The following is a 16315-nucleotide window of genomic DNA, read 5'->3' as shown; positions in this document are numbered from 1 at the left end:
GACGACTTTCAAGTGGCTGGGGTGAGTTGGGTCTGGTTCAGATTTTAAGGAGTTACATAGGAAATCAGTACAACCAGAATCTTACTCTAAGCCAGTTTAGTCATTGTTTAGAGTAAGGCTGTAAAGAACATGCAAAAAATCCAACAGGGTTCTGCTGGATTTTATTGATGTCTGCGGTAATACCCATTGAGTTTGTGGTTTTCCCAGTAACTGTTGAAGATTTTTTCCTTTCTCTCGCGGTCAATTTCCAGGAAAAAGGCGTAAAGTATGTCAATCATCAGCAACATGGGAAATTGAGCTGAGATGCGTTGGATAAACTGCGGTTTGCTTTGAATAGCAACGCTAATGATTTCGGAAAATCCATTTTTGACTTTCTGAGGTTGGCCAGTCACTAGAACTGTTTGGGCTCCCATCTTTTGAGCATCAATCAGACTGTCAATGATAGACAGCGTCTGACCGGAAAGAGAAAATCCGATAACTAGACAGTTCTTATCTAGGATACTGCTGGTCCAAGCAAAACCATCTGGGTCAGTCAAGGCCTCACAGACGACTCCTAACCGCATAAAGCGCAGCTTCATATCGCGAGCGACTAGACCAGAGCTGCCTGTACCAAAGAAATAAACACGATCGGCTTCCTCAATCAGTTGAGCTACTCGTTGTAGCTTCCCTTCGTCGACCAATTCTTCGGTTTGCTGGCGGATTTGTGCATAGCTGCGTAAAACGTGGCGAGATAGATCATGTTGTAGATTTTCGACTTTCTCTTCATGGCCCTGCAACTGGTGAAGGTATTGGAAATTAAATTCCCGATAGCCCTTAAACCCGCATTTTTTAGCAAAGCGGGTCAAGGCTGCTTGTGAAATGTGCAGAGTGTGAGTTACCTGAAGAGAAGACAAGTCGTCGTAGACACTGTTAGGGTTCAGGAAGTAGTTGGCAATTCGTTTTTCTAAGTCCGTCATACTATCAAAAGAACTTTCAATTATCGTTAAGATATTTTGATTATTTTCCATAGTTGTTACTTTCTTCGCTAATAATATTATAGGATAAATGTTTTACAGAACATATCTCCATTATAACATAGCTCCGTAAGAATAAAGTAATGCAGAACTGGAAAATACTAGGGGAAGTAGTGTTTATCTGCGCCTCATTCTTTAGCGGGTTCTCATTAATAAACTTCCTTGAATCCTATCTTCAGTAGACAAGCAAAACAACGGCAAGACCACGACGAATAGCTTGAAAAGTGTTATAATTTACACAGGAAGAATTCACAGCTGTTTTGGGAAATGAAAGAGATAGTGAAATCAATGGCAAATGCGCATCTTGAAAAAATGCAGCTTCCAATTCTTTCAAATATTTTTTGTCCAACTTGTGGAAATCAGTAGAACTATATTGTGAGGTGTTTATGAAAATGAATGAATTCGGGCAGCCCATCGGGGATGCTCTGCCGCATTTTAAGCTGGGGGAATTGCCCAACCTGGAGCGTATAGAAGGGCGGTATGCTGTTATTGAGCGTCTGTCCAAGGACAAGCATGGGGCGGATTTATATGAATTGTACGGTCTGGATTCGCCTGCTGATATGTGGACCTATCTCTTTCAAAATCCTGTTCAAAGTCAGGATGAGTGGTCGGCCGTGCTAGATCAGATGCTGGCAGCTCCAGATCGTTTTTACTATGCCATTGTGGACAAGGAGAGTGGCAAGGCGCTGGGAACTTTCGCTTTAATGAGGATTGACCGAGGCAACCGTGTCATTGAGGTGGGGTCTGTGACCTATTCGCCCAAGCTAAAGCGCACCAGACTGGCTACGGAAGCCCAGTACTTGCTGGCGCGCTATGTCTTTGAAGAGTTGGAGTATCGCCGCTACGAATGGAAATGCGATGCACTCAATCAGCCTTCAAGGCGCGCAGCAGAAAGGCTTGGTTTTACCTACGAGGGCACTTTTCGTCAGGCAGTTGTTTATAAGGGGCGCAACCGAGACACTGACTGGCTGTCCATGATTGACAGCGATTGGCCGGCCGTCAAGAGTCGTCTAGAAAAATGGCTGAGCCCAGACAATTTCGATGAAAACGGGCAGCAAATAAAAGCCTTGTCTGATTTTTAAAATAAGAAGCAGTAATCCTTGCTGTAGACCGAGCTAAGAAGGATTTCTAACTCGCGGCAAGAATCAAAATACTACTCTTCAAAAAACAAATTCAAACCATCATGTTTGTATTGCTTTGTCGTACTTTTAATACTTCCTTGCAGAAGTTTCAGCTACAATCTCAAAACGGTGTTTTAAACTATCTGCGGCTAGCTTCCTAGTTTGCTCTTTGATTTTTGTTGAGTAGCAACAAAAATCTCTCAAGAATGAAGGAAGATTGTGAATCAAGGAAAGATTATCAACATTTTTGGTTCTCTGGTGGCGGCATCAAGGATGCAGGAAGCGAATATTCAGGACGTCAGCTGGAGCGGTGATTTGGCTCCGATTGGTGAAATCGAGAAAACCCGTCGTTAGACTATTTCTGACCTCAAAGAAATCACCTACTACATCAAAATGAGGCTCGAAGAAGTCGAATGGGAAAGGCTAGTTCAGATGATGAAGGTGAAGTAAGATGGCAAAATCGTTAAAAGTTTACAGCAAAAATAGGAGATATAAGATCAGCTCAGGGCTTATTTAACGGGAATGATAGGATTCGTTGATGTAACGAAGTAAGAAAATAGTGTTCAAGAGAGGAGTCTTCTTCTCTTTTTGCTTTTTAATTTTGATAAAAAGCGAGAATTTTCTGAAAAATTTTGGTATAATAAAACGAACTACAGATAAAGGATGAGAGAGAATGACCTTAGTTTATCAATCAACACGCGACGAAAAGAATAGAGTAACAGCTAGCCAGGCGATTCTGCAAGGCTTGGCAACAGACGGCGGTCTGTTTACGCCTATTACCTATCCGCAGGTCGATTTAGACTTTGCCAAGCTCAAAGACGCTTCTTACCAGGAAGTAGCCAAGCTGGTTTTGTCCGCATTTTTGGATGATTTTTCCGAAGAAGAATTGGACCACTGTATCAACCATGCCTACGACAGCAAGTTTGATGATGCGGCTATTGCTCCCTTAGTCAAGCTGGATGGTCAGTATAATCTAGAGCTTTTCCACGGAGCAACCATTGCCTTCAAGGATATGGCTTTGTCTATTCTGCCTCACTTGATGACAACCGCAGCCAAAAAGCACGGCTTGGAAAACAAAATTGTCATTTTGACGGCGACTTCTGGCGACACAGGCAAGGCAGCTATGGCAGGCTTTGCGGATGTTCCTGGGACTGAGATTATCGTCTTTTATCCGAAAGACGGTGTCAGCAAGGTCCAAGAGCTGCAAATGACTACGCAGACAGGTGCCAATACGCATGTGGTGGCCATTGATGGCAACTTTGATGATGCCCAGACCAATGTCAAGCACATGTTCAATGACACAGACCTACGAGCTCGTCTCTTGGAGCGCAAACTGCAGTTTTCATCAGCCAACTCCATGAATATCGGCCGTTTGGTGCCTCAGATTGTCTACTATGTCTATGCCTATGCCCAGCTAGTGAAGACGGGAGAAATCACAGCAGGAGACAAGGTCAACTTTACCGTTCCGACTGGGAACTTTGGTAATATCCTGGCGGCCTACTATGCCAAGCAAATCGGTCTGCCGGTTGGCAAGCTGATTTGCGCATCGAATGAAAACAATGTCCTGACAGACTTCTTCAAGACTCAGGTTTATGACAAGAAGCGGAGCTTCAAGGTGACGTCTAGTCCATCTATGGATATTCTGGTGTCATCTAACTTGGAGCGTTTGATTTTCCATCTTTCTGGGAACAATGCAGAGAAAACAGCTGCTCTGATGGCTGCTCTGAATGAGCATGGACAGTATGAACTGACGGACTTTGACACTGAGATTTTAGAGCTCTTTGCGGCTGACTATGCGACAGAAGAAGAAACAGCAGCTGAAATCAAGCGGATCTATCAAACCTCTAACTACATCGAAGACCCCCATACGGCCGTTGCCTCTGCTGTTTATCAAAAATATCTGGCAGAGACAGAGGATCAGCGTAAGACGGTTATCGCATCTACCGCTAGTCCTTATAAATTCCCAGTTGTGGCCGTTGAGGCTGTGACTGGTCAAACAGGACTCAGTGACTTTGAGGCTTTGGACCAACTGCACAAACTTTCTGGTGTAGCCCTGCCACCAGCTGTGGACGGCTTAGAAACAGCCCCCGTTCGCCACAAAACGACGGTCGCTGCAGACCAAATGCAGGCAGCAGTCGAGGATTATTTAGGATTGTAAAGTTTGCTTAAAAAGCCTAAAATCAGCTGGATATCTGGCTGATTTTTTCTTAGGACGTCCAATGAAAGAAAGTGATGTAGCTGATGCTTAAAAGGAAGAATTTTCTCTATGACGACTTATAAAAAAATCATGCATATCGCCTTGCCGGCTATGGCGGAGAACTTTTTGCAGATGCTCATGGGAATGGTCGACAGTTATCTGGTGGCCAGTCTTGGGCTGATCGCTATCTCTGGTGTTTCGGTGGCCGGCAACATCATTACTATTTATCAGGCAATCTTCATCGCTCTGGGGGCTGCTATTTCCAGTCTCATTTCCAAGACTCTGGCGCAAGGGGACAAGGAGTGTTTGGCCTATCATACAGCTGAGGCTATCAAGCTGACGCTGCTTCTGAGTGCTCTTTTAGGCCTGATTTCTCTGCTCTTTGGCAGGCAGATGCTGGATCTTCTAGGGACAGAAAAGGCGGTGGCTGAAGCAGGCGGTCTTTATCTGGCTCTGGTTGGTGGGACTATTGTCTTGTTGGGCTTGATGACTTCCTTCGGAGCTCTGGTTCGGGTCACACGCAATCCAAGAGTTCCCATGTATGTCAGTCTTCTGACCAACGTCCTCAATGCCCTCTTTTCCAGTCTGGGCATTTATGTCTTTCAGCTGGGTATTGTCGGTGTAGCGCTAGGAACGGTGCTGGCTCGGTTGGTGGGTGTGCTGATTCTCTGGCGGGAGCTGGATTTGTCCACGATCCGCTGGAGCTGGGGCTTAGATGGAGAGCTCTTGCGCCTGTCTCTGCCGGCTGCTGGAGAGCGGCTCATGATGCGGGCGGGTGATGTAGTTATTATCGCCATTGTGGTTACCTTTGGGACGGATGCGGTAGCGGGGAATGCTATCGGTGAAGTCCTGACCCAGTTTAACTACATGCCAGCCTTCGGGGTCGCGACAGCAACGGTCATGCTGGCAGCCCATGCGGTTGGCGAGGGAGATATGCAAGCGGTCGGTCGGATTCGTCAGCGGAGTTTTTGGCTGTCTTTTGCTTGCATGCTGCCCTTGGCTTTAGGGATTTTCGCCCTTGGTCGGCCGCTGACCTTGCTTTATACGGACAATAGCGGAGCTCTTGCAGCCAGTCTTTTAGTCATATTCTTTTCCTTGCTGGGCACTCCCATGACAGTAGGAACTGTGATTTACACAGCGGTTTGGCAGGGGATGGGCAATGCCAGACTACCCTTTTATGCTACGACGATGGGTATGTGGTTGATCCGGATTATCGCTGGCTATTTGCTGGGCGTGACTTGTGGCTGGGGTCTGGCTGGAGTTTGGGTCGGCACTCTTTTGGACAATGGCTTCCGCTGGCTGCTTTTAAAAACCTTATATCATAGGAAAATGAGGAAAATCACATGACAACAACTTTTATTTGGGATTTGGACGGCACCTTGCTGGACTCCTACGATGCTATTTTGGCGGGAATTGAGGAAACCTATGCTCACTATGATTTGGACTTCGACAGGGCTAGTATTCACAGCTATATCCTAAAGCACTCTGTCCAGAAGCTCTTGGAGGAAGTGGCATCTGAGAAAGGTCTGGACGCTGCCGAGATGAATGTCTTTCGTGGAGCAAGTCTAAAGGAAAAGAATGCTCAGGTCCATCTGATGAAAGGAGCGGCAGAGATTCTGGCCTGGGGTGAAGAGCAGGGCATTGCCCAGTTTGTCTATACCCACAAGGGACTCAATGCCCATCATATCCTGCAAGACTTGGGTATCCATGACTATTTTACAGAAATCATCACAACTGCCAACGGTTTTGAACGCAAGCCCCACCCAGAGGGTGTTGACTATTTAGTTGAGAAATATGGTCTGGACAAGCAGGAGACTTACTATATCGGCGACCGGACGCTGGATGTGGATGTTGCTGTTAACAGTGGCATCCAGAGCATTAACTTCTGTGACTACCGACCGGAAATCAATCAGAAAATAGAGAAGTTGATGGATATCAAGCAATTATTTACAAGATAAAAAGCAGACCAGAACTGATTTACTGTCAGTCTAGCCTGCTTTTTCTTTTACATATGCTCAATGTGAAGTTCTAGCAAGAACTCAAGCGCCTCGGGAGTGCAGTTCTTTTTTTCTATAGGAATGCCGACATTTGGCCCCAACATGATATAAAAATCTTCCTTGGTATTAAAAACTTTGACGATATCATCATAGCTATAAAGAAACTCTCCTCGTTTGCTTTTCACAGAAAATTTATCTTTCTCAAATATAAGAGTTTGCTCCATATCCTTCCAGAAAGGAGTTTTTTGATAGGCTTTCTTTATCTGAAAGTCCGTGCCAAAGTACATTACTGGGAATATAATCAAAGATGTAAATAGCACGGTAAAGAAAGAAAAACGCCTCAGGTTTTCAGGTAGGAAGGTTAGATAGAGAGCCAGGATTCCTATAAAGATGAGAATATTTAGTAAAAATCCTTTTCCACGTATGAAAACAGACCATGCAAATCGTTGATAGACTTCCTCAGTCACAAGAGTTGGAATGGTTATTGGGAACATCTTTTACCTCCTAGTTTTTATTATTATACCATAGAAGAGCGATAAGATATAGCTGCCCCTTACTAGGCGATACGAGGCAAGGGAGGTTTCTTTTAGAGAAGGCGAGAGATATTCCCATTTTTATCTAAAACCAGTACATCTGGCATACTTAGGCTGCGCCAGAAGTCATAATCAATGCTGGAGTCAAATGCGCTCAGCAAGATGCAAATCAGATTGCCGTGGGAACTGATGATAATTTCTTCGTTTTGATGTTTGCTTTCTAGCTCATGAAGAAGAGCTAAGGCACGCTGTTGAGCTTGTTGATTGGACTCACCATCAACAAGTGAAAATGTTGGTTGTGACCAAAGTCGCCTGAGGCGCTTTTCAAAGTCTTGATCCGTAATTACTTGGCTGCTTAGTTTTCGCTCTACTAAGCGCTTGTCGGTTTGAATGGAGAGTTTAAGGCTTTGAGCCAAAGGCTCAACCGTTTGGATGGCTCTTTGATAGGGGCTGGAATAAATGGCGGTAATGGGTTTGTCTGCTAAAAATTCAAGTTGTGCCAAGGATTCTTGTCCCTTGTCTGATAATGGTCGGTTGATTTCATCAGGTGTATAGTTAGAATGCGCATGGCGGATAAAATAGTAGGTATTGTTCATAAGATGATTATAGCAAAATTTAAATCTCAATTCATTTTCTACCTATTTTCCACGCCACCTTTTCTGTCTTTGTCTGCCTTTCGTGTTATAATAAACCTATGGAAAATAAGAATAAGTTATTATTAATCGACGGTTCGTCCGTTGCTTTTCGCGCTTTTTTTGCGCTCTATAATCAAATCGACCGTTTCAAGAGCCCGTCTGGCCTGCACACCAATGCTATTTATGGCTTCCATCTTATGCTCAATCACTTGATGGAGCGCGTGCAGCCGACCCATATCTTGGTAGCTTTTGATGCTGGAAAGACGACCTTCCGGACCGAGATGTACGCCGACTACAAGGCAGGTCGGGCCAAGACACCGGATGAATTTCGTGAGCAGCTGCCCTTTATCCGAGAAATGCTGCAGCACCTAGGCATTCACTACTACGACTTGGCTCAGTACGAGGCAGATGACATCATCGGGACCTTGGACAAGATGGCTGAAAAAACAGCAGTGCCTTACGATGTGACCATTGTCAGCGGAGATAAGGACCTGATTCAGCTGACGGATGATAATACTGTGGTGGAGATTTCCAAGAAAGGTGTGGCCGAATTCGAAGAGTTTACCCCAGCCTACCTCATGGAAAAGATGGGCATTACACCGGAGCAGTTTATCGACCTTAAGGCGCTGATGGGCGATCAGTCAGATAATATCCCTGGTGTGACCAAAATTGGTGAGAAGACTGGTCTCAAGCTCCTCTTGGAGTATGGCTCTTTGGAAAATCTCTATGAAAATATCGACCAGCTCAAGGCTTCCAAGATGAAGGAAAATCTCATCAATGACAAGGAACAAGCCTTCTTGTCCAAGACTTTGGTGACTATTAACACTCAGGCTCCGATTGAAATCAGGCTGGATGATTTGGTGTATAAGGGTCCGCAGGTAGAGGCCCTGAGCAAGTTCTATGACGAGATGGGTTTCAAGCAACTCAAAGCGCAGTTAGGAACTGGTCAAGAGCCGGTAGAAGTCAAACCCATTGAATTTACCAAAGTGACTGAGGTCACAGAGGATATGCTTGCACCAGAGCAATTTTTCTATTTTGAAATCTTGGGTGATAACTACCACAAGGAAGAGATTGTTGGTCTTGCCTGGGGCGATAGCCGTCAGATTTATGTCGGCACCAGCAATTTACTGCAACAACCTCTCTTTCAGGAATTTTTGACAAAAACAGCTCTGAAAACCTACGACCTCAAGCGGACCAAGGTACTGCTCAGTCATTACGGGATTGAACTGCCAGCAGCGTCTTTTGATGCGCGTCTAGCCAAATATCTGCTTTCGACGGTTGAGGACAATGAGCTAGCGACTATTGCTCGCCTCTACGGCCAAACAATTCTGCCGACTGATGATGAGGTTTATGGCAAGGGAGCCAAGCGTGCTTTGCCGGAGCAAGAGCAGCTCTTTGAGCATCTAGCTCGTAAGGTCCAAGTACTGCTGGAAACAGAAGAGCCGATGCAAGAACAGCTTCGTTCCCACGATCAGCTGGATTTGTTGCTTGAAATGGAGCAGCCTCTGGCCTTTGTCCTAGCCAAGATGGAGATTGCGGGGATCAAGGTTGAGCGGGAAACCCTGCAGGGCATGCAGGCAGAAAATGAAAAAACGCTGGAAAGTCTGACACAGGAGATTTATAAGCTGGCTGGTCAGGAGTTTAATATCAACTCTCCTAAACAGCTGGGAACCATTCTCTTTGAGGATATGGGGCTGCCGCTGGAGTACACCAAAAAAACCAAGACAGGCTACTCGACAGCGGTGGATGTGCTGGAGCGCTTAGCGCCGATTGCACCAATCGTGTCTAAAATCCTTGAATACCGGCAAATCAGCAAGCTCCAGTCCACTTACATCATCGGACTGCAGGAGGCGATTGCGGCTGACGGCAAGATTCATACTCGCTATATGCAGGATCTGACCCAGACGGGCCGTTTATCCTCGGTTGACCCGAATTTGCAAAATATCCCCGTTCGTCTGGAGCAGGGGCGCCTCATTCGCAAGGCCTTTGTGCCTGAGTGGGCAGACAGCGTACTCCTCAGCTCGGATTATTCTCAAATTGAGCTGCGGGTGCTGGCTCATATTTCGCAGGACGAGCATCTGATTGCTGCCTTTCAGCATGGAGAAGACATTCACACGGCTACAGCCATGCGGGTCTTTGGTATTGAAAAGGCAGAGGATGTAACGCCTAATGATCGCCGCAATGCCAAGGCTGTCAACTTCGGAGTAGTCTATGGAATTTCCGACTTCGGACTGGCTAATAATTTGGGAATTTCCCGCAAGGCTGCCAAAGATTATATTCAGACTTATTTTGAGCGTTTCCCTGGAATCAAGAATTATATGGAAACCATTGTCCGCGAAGCGCGTGATAAGGGTTATGTAGAGACCATTTACCATCGTCGTCGCTCCTTGCCGGACATCAATTCCCGCAACTTTAATATCCGAAATTTTGCGGAGCGCACAGCTATTAACAGCCCGATCCAAGGATCTGCCGCAGATATTCTCAAAGTCGCTATGATTAATCTGGATCGAGCTCTGGCAGAGAAGAATTTTAAGTCTCGCATGCTCTTGCAGGTGCACGATGAAATCGTGCTGGAAGTGCCAAATGAAGAGTTAGCGGCTGTCTGCCAGCTAGTCAAAGAAACCATGGAGGCTGCAATTGAATTGGCCGTTCCACTAGTAGCTGATGAAAATGCCGGCCAAACTTGGTACGAGGCGAAATAAAACAAGATACAAAGAGCGTCAAAACCAACTGAAAATTAGGAATCCGGACGAAGGAGCGATGCTCCTAGAACGGATTATCTTTTTCACACAGTGTTTAGCCCGGATTCAGTTAAGATACAAATATCCAGCTTTATTATGAATTAGGAGGAATCTATGACTTATCATTTTCAAAATCCCAGTGACGGGATTATCAAGCATTATCTGGAAAACAGCAAGGTGATTGCCGTTGTCGGTCTGTCTGACCGTGAGGAAACAACCAGTAACCGTGTGTCCAAGGAGATGCAAGCGCGGGGCTATCGGATTATCCCGGTAAATCCGCGGGCCGCGGGCAGTCAGATTTTTGGTGAAACAGTTTATGCCAGTCTCAAAGATATTCCTTTCCCAGTGGATATTGTCGATGTTTACCGTCGTAGCGAGTTTTTGCCAGATGTGGCACGTGATTTTCTAGAAGCGGATGCCAAGATTTTCTGGGCTCAGTTGGGCTTGGAAAATGAAGAAGCTGAGCAGATTTTGCGGGCAGCTGGTCGCGAAGATATCGTTATGGATCGCTGCATCAAACGCGAGCATACCCGCTTGATTCTAGGCGAATAAATGGCCAAGTTAGTTATCATCCGTGGCAATTCGGGTTCTGGCAAGTCGAGTCTGTCTAAGAAACTGCAGGCTCACTATGGTCGAGGAACTCTCCTGATATCACAGGATACGGTTAGACGGGATATGCTCAAGGAAAAAGTTGAGCCGGGAAATTTGTCTATTGACCTGACGGAAACATTGGCACGCTTCGGTTACGAACATGATTTGCTGGTTCTGGTAGAAGGGTTTTATGAGACGGACATTTACGGACAGATGCTAGAGCGGTTGAAAAAAATCTTCGCTCCGCAGGTCTTTGCTTACTACTATGACCTATCCTTTAAAGAAACAGTCCGCCGCCATCAGACCAGAGTTAAACAAGAAGAATTTACCCCAGCCGACATGAAGCGCTGGTGGAAAGACCGAGATTTCTTAGGCTGGGAAGAGGAATCATTCTTTAGGAATGAAGATTCTCTAGAAGCAGCCTTTGAGCGGATTGTTCAGGATTTGAATAGAGAAAAAGGTTGAGATTTGAGCTCAACCTTTTGTAATACAGTCATGAATGGCCAATCAACTCAGCTTTCTCTCTTCCTTCAGTTTTTCATAAAAGAGCACCCGAGCTGTTGTGATGTACGGATAGGCCACGACTCCAGCTATTCCCAGGGTAATACCGATCAGGATATACCAACCGATAAAGCTCAGATCCAGCAAGAAGCGTTTCCACTTATAGCCTTTCATCATGCGTCTGCTTTGCGTAATGATTTGCCAAGGACCTTGGTAAGTGCCTGTACTCAGTTGATCATAAAGGATGAAGTCGGTCTGAGAGTAAGCGTAGTTGGCAATCAGGAATACTGCCGTACCAGCCAAGACGATGAGAGTACCGAGAAACATCATCGGGGCATAGCTGACGATTTGCTCTACCTCAGGACTATCAGTCGTCAATCGGGACAAATCTGAGATTTTTTCATAAATAGCCAGTACCTTGTAACTGCTGAAGACAAGAAAGAAGGAACCAACAAGGCTGATGGAATTCCACAACAAGAGAAGAATACTCTTGGTCAGTTGTGTGATAAAAATCGGTGAAAAAAGCTCTGCGGAAAAAACTCGGCGAATATCAGCAAGACCAACCGTATCGCGTTTTTTTCGGACAACTTCTATCATGCTAAAGCTAGCCGATAAAAAGAGCAGGGCGATGACAAATTCCACGATTTGCGGGAAAATCTGGCGACCAAAAATCACAACAAAGGCCTGATTGACTTCCAACTGGGGAATAATCTCCTCCAGATGACGGTTGGGAGATAGATAGGTAGATAAAATGGTTACCAGAGTTGGAATAGCAAAGAGCGAGAAAATGCCATTGGTTTGATTTCGGATAGTGCGTGCCTGGGCACGGATTTCGCTTAAATTCATACAGACCTCCATTTCATGATTTTTATTATACCACATATCGTGACAGACGAGACTTTTTTTGGTAAAATCATACGGTATCTTATGAGCGCTTGTCGCTTATTTTATAGAAGAAAATAGCTGGGACTGTCTTTCCTAGCAGGAGGAAACATGTCAACATCACCGATTCAATATCGTTTAATCAAAAAAGAAAAGCACACAGGTGCGCGCTTGGGCGAGATTATCACGCCCCATGGAACCTTCCCAACACCTATGTTTATGCCGGTCGGCACTCAAGCTACGGTCAAGACCCAGTCGCCAGAAGAGCTCAAGCAAATGGGTTCTGGTATCATCTTGGCCAATACCTACCACCTCTGGTTGCGGCCGGGTGATGAGCTGATTGCCCGTGCAGGTGGCCTGCACAAGTTCATGAACTGGGACCAGCCTATTCTGACCGATAGTGGCGGTTTTCAGGTTTATTCTCTAGCTGACAGCCGCAACATCACAGAAGAAGGGGTGACTTTCAAAAACCATCTTAATGGTTCCAAGATGTTCCTGTCGCCAGAAAAGGCTATCGCCATCCAGAACAATCTGGGCAGTGACATTATGATGTCCTTTGATGAGTGCCCGCAGTTCTACCAGCCTTATGACTATGTCAAGAAGTCCATCGAGCGGACTAGCCGTTGGGCAGAGCGTGGACTCAAGGCCCACAGCCGTCCGCACGACCAAGGCCTCTTTGGGATTGTTCAGGGCGCTGGCTTTGAAGATTTACGCCGCCAGTCTGCCCAGGATTTAGTCAGCATGGATTTCCCAGGCTACTCTATCGGAGGTCTGGCTGTCGGAGAGTCTCACGAAGAGATGAATGCGGTGCTGGATTTCACAACGCCCTTGCTGCCTGAAAACAAGCCCCGCTATCTCATGGGAGTTGGAGCGCCAGATAGCTTGATTGACGGTGTTATCCGCGGGGTGGATATGTTTGACTGCGTTCTGCCGACTCGGATTGCCCGAAATGGTACCTGTATGACCAGCGAGGGACGTCTGGTTGTCAAAAATGCCCAGTTTGAGGAAGATTTTACGCCGCTGGATCACGACTGTGATTGCTACACTTGTACAAACTACACGCGCGCCTATATCCGCCACCTGCTCAAGGCTGATGAAACCTTTGGTCTCCGATTGACCAGCTATCACAACCTCTATTTCTTAGTAAATCTCATGAAGAAGGTTCGCCAAGCTATCATGGATGATAATCTGCTGGAATTCCGCGAAGACTTTGTCGAGCGCTATGGCTACAACCGCTCCAAGAGAAATTTCTAGAAAGATTGACCGCCTATCTATCAGACGGCCAAAAGCACACCTTGTGAATTTTCTCATCAGCCAGGCTGGAGAGAACTTTAAAATAGATAAAATAAGCAATGGACTTGGGAAATAAAATTCCAGGTCTTTTGGTTTTTTTGGCCTATTTTTTGGTAAAATAGAATAAAATAGATTTTATAGCAACGTTGCTAAATGCAGCAATTAACAGAATTTTTGGCCTGCTAAACTCAGTAGTAATGTAGGCTTGCGGGAGTTGGTCGGTCTGCAGCAGTAGTGAAAAGGATGCAGGAGAAATATGCGTATCAAATGGTTTTCAATGGTTCGAGTGACAGGCTTATTGCTGGTTCTCTTGTATCACTTTTTTCAAAAGTTATTCCCCGGGGGATTTCTCGGCGTAGATGTCTTTTTCACCTTTTCGGGTTTCCTGATTACAGCGCTCTTGGTTGATGAGTTTTCTCGGAGTAAAAAAATAGAGCTTCTAGCCTTCTTTCGCCGGCGTTTTTATCGGATTGTTCCCCCTGTCATTGTCATGGTATTGGTGGTCATGCCCTTTACCTTTTTGATTCGACGGGATTTTGTGGCCGGTATCGGAACGCAGATTGCGGCAGTCATGGGCTTTGTGACCAATTTTTATGAAATGATGACGGGTGGAAGCTACGAGGCCCAGTTTATCCCACATTTATTTGTTCATAACTGGAGTCTGGCTGTAGAGGTTCATTATTATCTACTTTGGGGGCTGGCTGTCTGGTACTTGGCCAAATACTGCAAAACAGCCGGTCAGCTGAGGGGCAGCATCTTTTTGCTGTCTTCGTTGGGCTTGCTTATCAGCTTTCTCAGTATGTTTATTGGCGGCCTTTTAGGACTCAGTTTTTCGGGGCTTTATTTCTCAACATGGACTCACATTTATCCCTTCTTTGTCGGTAGTATTCTAGCGACCCTGACTGGTATCAAACAGACGACAGGCTTGTTAAAGAAAGTGATTCGCTCTTGGCCTTTGCGAGAAGCTTGTCTGGTCTTTGCAGCGGGAGCGGGTCTCTTAGTCGTGATGATGCTTTGGGTCAAGTTTGATTCGCTTTTTACCTATTTATTTGGCTTTCTTTTGGCCAGTTTGTCAGCGGCGGCTATGATATTGGCCACACGGGTCTTGCATGAGAAGACTCCTGACCTAAAAGAACCGCTGGTTTTAACAGTGATTGCTGATACGAGTTATGGAGTCTATCTTTTCCACTGGCCTTTCTACACAATTTTTTCACAACTGATGGGCAATCTGCCTGCGGTGATGTTAACAAGTCTTCTTTCCCTTGCTTTTGCCGGCCTGTCCTTTTATGTTATTGAGCCAATCATTGCTGGGAAATCCCCTGCTTTTCTCGATTGGGACTTGCATTTTCCGCAGTTGAAAAAGGTCTTGGCAATCAGTTCGGTAGTTTTGTTTCTCATCAGCCTGTTGGCTATTGGACTCGCTCCGAAGATTGGGGCCTTTGAGACAGATATGCTAGTCAATGGCCTTCATCAGGCAGACGCCAAGCTAAATCAGACTAAAAGTCTTGCAGAAAAAGGAGAAGCCAGTAAATACAATATTGCAGATGGTGTGACGATTATTGGTGATTCCGTGACCTTGCGGGCTAGCACCCCGCTTAAGGAAGTTCTGCCAGATGCACAAGTCGATGCCCAAGGCAGTCGCAACACAGCTCAGGCTCGTGAAATTCTGAGCAATAATGCTGCAGCTGGCGGCTTGCTCAAGACCGTCGTGGTAGCAACCGGTGTTAATATTGTCTTTAACTACGAAGAAGAACTGAATGAGTTGGTCAAGGCCCTACCGAAGGGACACCGGCTTATTCTGGTAACTCCTTACGATGGTAACTCAGACAAATATGACAATCCTGTCGCCGAAAAGCATGCACAATATGCCAGAGAGTTGGCCAAGAAATATGCTTACGTCACCATTGCCGACTGGAACGCTGCTGCCAAGGAGCATCCAGAAATCTGGGTGGGTAGTGATCATATCCACTTTGGAGAAGATGCAGACACGATTGCTGCGGGTGGTCGGCTCTATGCGCAGCAAATCCAAAAGGCTGTCGCAAAAGCAGCAGATGGACCTGTAAAGCACAAATAAGTTCCTGAGGCATGGGGGCGTCATCCTTGCGGTTAAAAAATCTATACAAGTCCTTTAACTAAGCCAGTAGGAAACAAACTGACTTTAAGAATGGAAGGGTTAGTTTGTCTTCTTACCAAGTAATTCTACCTACTTTTATATCAAGAAAAAATGATTTGTAAAAATCAAGCCTCATGTTAAATGAGACTTGATTTTTTGTGTTTATCGTTACGACTAATAGGGTTTTCAATTTCCACTTTCTTGATTTTCCATAGGATGATAAAAGATCAATAAGAAAAGGGAACGTTTTCAAATAAAAAATTAAAAAAACTTGCTCAAATGTACGTTTGTCAATGATGTGAGACCAAACGAAAGTTATCAAAAAACTTGATATGGTATTCGAGTCTGGGACAAAAAGATTTTCGTTTTAGAAATTCTTTATTATCTACTATAAATTTAATGAAAAAACTGAAATTAAAACGAACAAAGATGGACTTCGAAACTTTGAAAATCCATCTTTGTTCGTTTTTTATACCTTCTACAAGAGTTTTGTCCCAGACTCGTTTTTCTTATTTCGATAGGTGACATCCAGTTTAAAGTTTGCATNATCGTTTATTGTCATTGCGATGGCTTCGTTCTACCTTGCCATTGTGTCGAGGTGTTCGAGGTTTGATACACTTATGCTCAATCCCCAACTCCTCACAAAGAAGGTCAAGCGGATGGGCTTGCTTGGTCTCTCTAAAGTGTGTAAATTCAAC

General features: G+C 45.3%; 13 protein-coding genes and 2 pseudogenes. 10 read left to right on the top strand and 5 right to left on the bottom strand.

Annotation, left to right across the window (positions count from 1 at the left end; all coding sequences use genetic code 11):
* Positions 1-161: 161 nt before the first annotated feature.
* Entirely contained in the window at positions 162-1007 is an 846-nt protein-coding gene (locus SSIN_RS05070) for a MurR/RpiR family transcriptional regulator (protein ID WP_037616462.1), read from the bottom strand.
* Positions 1008-1399: 392 nt separating this feature from the next.
* On the opposite strand from SSIN_RS05070, the gene SSIN_RS05065 reads away from it, so the two are divergent.
* The 5 genes and pseudogenes from SSIN_RS05065 (at position 1400) to SSIN_RS05050 (ending at position 6289) form a co-directional block, all read left to right on the top strand.
* The gene (locus SSIN_RS05065) at positions 1400-2095 is read left to right on the top strand and encodes a GNAT family N-acetyltransferase (protein WP_037616461.1); all 696 of its coding nucleotides are present in this window, start codon (positions 1400-1402) and stop codon (positions 2093-2095) included.
* 258 nt (positions 2096-2353) lie between these two features.
* A pseudogene (locus SSIN_RS11035) lies at positions 2354-2485 on the top strand (V-type ATP synthase subunit A); the annotation flags it as partial.
* A 322-nt stretch (positions 2486-2807) separates the two neighbouring features.
* Complete coding sequence (gene thrC, locus SSIN_RS05060; protein ID WP_037616459.1) at positions 2808-4292, top strand: threonine synthase; 1485 nt, start codon at positions 2808-2810, stop codon at positions 4290-4292.
* Positions 4293-4400: 108 nt separating this feature from the next.
* Positions 4401-5678 carry an MATE family efflux transporter gene (locus SSIN_RS05055; protein WP_037616456.1) on the top strand — a complete coding sequence of 426 codons (1278 nt, stop codon included), beginning with the start codon at positions 4401-4403 and terminating at the stop codon, positions 5676-5678.
* Entirely contained in the window at positions 5675-6289 is a 615-nt protein-coding gene (locus SSIN_RS05050; RefSeq protein WP_037616454.1) for an HAD-IA family hydrolase, read from the top strand. The genes SSIN_RS05055 and SSIN_RS05050 overlap by 4 nt, the downstream gene beginning before the upstream one ends.
* A gap of 47 nt (positions 6290-6336) precedes the next feature.
* Here SSIN_RS05050 and SSIN_RS05045 read toward each other — a convergent pair whose 3' ends face one another.
* Positions 6337-6822 (bottom strand): YcxB family protein, encoded by a 486-nt coding sequence (locus SSIN_RS05045; RefSeq protein ID WP_037616452.1) that lies wholly within the window; start codon positions 6820-6822, stop codon positions 6337-6339.
* A gap of 92 nt (positions 6823-6914) precedes the next feature.
* Entirely contained in the window at positions 6915-7457 is a 543-nt protein-coding gene (locus tag SSIN_RS05040; RefSeq protein ID WP_037616450.1) for a histidine phosphatase family protein, read from the bottom strand.
* Between the two features lie 98 nt (positions 7458-7555).
* On the opposite strand from SSIN_RS05040, the gene polA reads away from it, so the two are divergent.
* The 3 genes from polA (at position 7556) to SSIN_RS05025 (ending at position 11293) form a co-directional block, all read left to right on the top strand.
* Positions 7556-10198, top strand: coding sequence for a DNA polymerase I (polA, locus tag SSIN_RS05035; protein ID WP_037616449.1), 2643 nt, complete (start codon positions 7556-7558; stop codon positions 10196-10198).
* Between the two features lie 153 nt (positions 10199-10351).
* Positions 10352-10789: a CoA-binding protein gene (locus SSIN_RS05030; RefSeq protein ID WP_037616446.1), complete on the top strand. Its 438-nt coding sequence runs from the start codon at positions 10352-10354 to the stop codon at positions 10787-10789.
* The gene (locus SSIN_RS05025; RefSeq protein WP_037616443.1) at positions 10790-11293 is read left to right on the top strand and encodes a kinase; all 504 of its coding nucleotides are present in this window, start codon (positions 10790-10792) and stop codon (positions 11291-11293) included. It begins immediately after the preceding gene.
* A gap of 42 nt (positions 11294-11335) precedes the next feature.
* Here the strand turns inward: SSIN_RS05025 and SSIN_RS05020 are convergent, their stop codons facing one another.
* Complete coding sequence (locus tag SSIN_RS05020) at positions 11336-12175, bottom strand: DUF975 family protein (RefSeq protein WP_037616441.1); 840 nt, start codon at positions 12173-12175, stop codon at positions 11336-11338.
* Positions 12176-12322: 147 nt separating this feature from the next.
* Between SSIN_RS05020 and tgt the strand changes: the two genes are divergently transcribed.
* Both tgt and SSIN_RS05010 read left to right on the top strand, forming a co-directional pair.
* Complete coding sequence (tgt, locus tag SSIN_RS05015) at positions 12323-13465, top strand: tRNA guanosine(34) transglycosylase Tgt (RefSeq protein WP_037616439.1); 1143 nt, start codon at positions 12323-12325, stop codon at positions 13463-13465.
* A gap of 295 nt (positions 13466-13760) precedes the next feature.
* Positions 13761-15578 (top strand): acyltransferase family protein, encoded by a 1818-nt coding sequence (locus tag SSIN_RS05010; protein ID WP_037616438.1) that lies wholly within the window; start codon positions 13761-13763, stop codon positions 15576-15578.
* Between the two features lie 611 nt (positions 15579-16189).
* On the opposite strand, the pseudogene SSIN_RS11140 reads toward SSIN_RS05010, so the two are convergent.
* Positions 16190-16315: pseudogene (locus tag SSIN_RS11140) on the bottom strand (IS481 family transposase); the annotation flags it as partial.

Origin of the sequence: Streptococcus sinensis, assembly GCF_000767835.1 — a bacterium.
GTDB lineage: Bacteria > Bacillota > Bacilli > Lactobacillales > Streptococcaceae > Streptococcus > Streptococcus sinensis.
The sequence above is the reverse complement of the archived record's forward strand: the minus strand, read 5'-3'. Positions and strand labels throughout refer to the sequence as shown.

Coding starts and splice junctions, on each gene's coding strand:
- SSIN_RS05065 (WP_037616461.1), top strand. CDS start 1,400: ATGAAAATGAATGAATTCGGGCAGCCCATCGGGGATGCTCTGCCGCAT.
- SSIN_RS05070 (WP_037616462.1), bottom strand. CDS start 1,007: ATGGAAAATAATCAAAATATCTTAACGATAATTGAAAGTTCTTTTGAT.
- SSIN_RS05030 (WP_037616446.1), top strand. CDS start 10,352: ATGACTTATCATTTTCAAAATCCCAGTGACGGGATTATCAAGCATTAT.
- SSIN_RS05055 (WP_037616456.1), top strand. CDS start 4,401: ATGACGACTTATAAAAAAATCATGCATATCGCCTTGCCGGCTATGGCG.
- SSIN_RS05010 (WP_037616438.1), top strand. CDS start 13,761: ATGCGTATCAAATGGTTTTCAATGGTTCGAGTGACAGGCTTATTGCTG.
- SSIN_RS05040 (WP_037616450.1), bottom strand. CDS start 7,457: ATGAACAATACCTACTATTTTATCCGCCATGCGCATTCTAACTATACA.
- tgt (WP_037616439.1), top strand. CDS start 12,323: ATGTCAACATCACCGATTCAATATCGTTTAATCAAAAAAGAAAAGCAC.
- thrC (WP_037616459.1), top strand. CDS start 2,808: ATGACCTTAGTTTATCAATCAACACGCGACGAAAAGAATAGAGTAACA.
- SSIN_RS05050 (WP_037616454.1), top strand. CDS start 5,675: ATGACAACAACTTTTATTTGGGATTTGGACGGCACCTTGCTGGACTCC.
- SSIN_RS05020 (WP_037616441.1), bottom strand. CDS start 12,175: ATGAATTTAAGCGAAATCCGTGCCCAGGCACGCACTATCCGAAATCAA.
- polA (WP_037616449.1), top strand. CDS start 7,556: ATGGAAAATAAGAATAAGTTATTATTAATCGACGGTTCGTCCGTTGCT.
- SSIN_RS05045 (WP_037616452.1), bottom strand. CDS start 6,822: ATGTTCCCAATAACCATTCCAACTCTTGTGACTGAGGAAGTCTATCAA.
- SSIN_RS05025 (WP_037616443.1), top strand. CDS start 10,790: ATGGCCAAGTTAGTTATCATCCGTGGCAATTCGGGTTCTGGCAAGTCG.